This is a genomic window from Candidimonas sp. SYP-B2681 (assembly GCF_003971065.1).
GTDB lineage: Bacteria > Pseudomonadota > Gammaproteobacteria > Burkholderiales > Burkholderiaceae_B > Pollutimonas.
Genome location: NZ_RYDV01000026.1, coordinates 1 through 655, shown reverse-complemented (window position 1 = coordinate 655; position 655 = coordinate 1). Strand labels below are relative to the sequence as shown.

The window sequence follows — 655 nt, the reverse complement described above, 5'->3', positions numbered from 1 at the left end:
CGCCTTCCCTATTCGGTTAAGCTTGCCACTGAATGTAAGTCGCTGACCCATTATACAAAAGGTACGCAGTCACGGGAACAAGCCCGCTCCTACTGTTTGTATGCACACGGTTTCAGGATCTATTTCACTCCCCTTCCGGGGTTCTTTTCGCCTTTCCCTCACGGTACTGGTTCACTATCGGTCGATTACGAGTATTTAGTCTTGGAGGATGGTCCCCCCATCTTCAGACAGGATTTCACGTGTCCCGCCCTACTTCTCTGACGCCTAGTTCCACGAAAACGATTTCGCCTACAGGGCTATCACCTGCTACGGCCGGACTTTCCATTCCGTTCGACTATCGTTAACGCTAAAACGTCAAGACTGGTCCGATTTCGCTCGCCGCTACTTTCGGAATCTCGGTTGATTTCTTTTCCTCGAGCTACTGAGATGTTTCAGTTCACCCGGTTCGCCTCCAGGCGCCTATGTATTGAGCGCCGGATCCGGCATCGCTGCCGTGGGTTGCCCCATTCGGAGATCGGTGGATCAAAGCTTGTTTGCCAGCTCCCCACCGCTTTACGCAGGCTACCACGTCCTTCATCGCCTGTAATCGCCAAGGCATCCACCATGTGCACTTAGTCGCTTGATCCTATAACGCTATAGGTTATAAGAACACTTG

The 655-nt window shown here is 52.1% G+C and carries 1 rRNA gene; it reads right to left on the bottom strand.

Annotation, left to right across the window (positions count from 1 at the left end):
- Positions 1-625 (bottom strand): 23S ribosomal RNA (locus EKL30_RS18725); the annotation flags it as partial.
- Positions 626-655 lie beyond the last annotated feature (30 nt).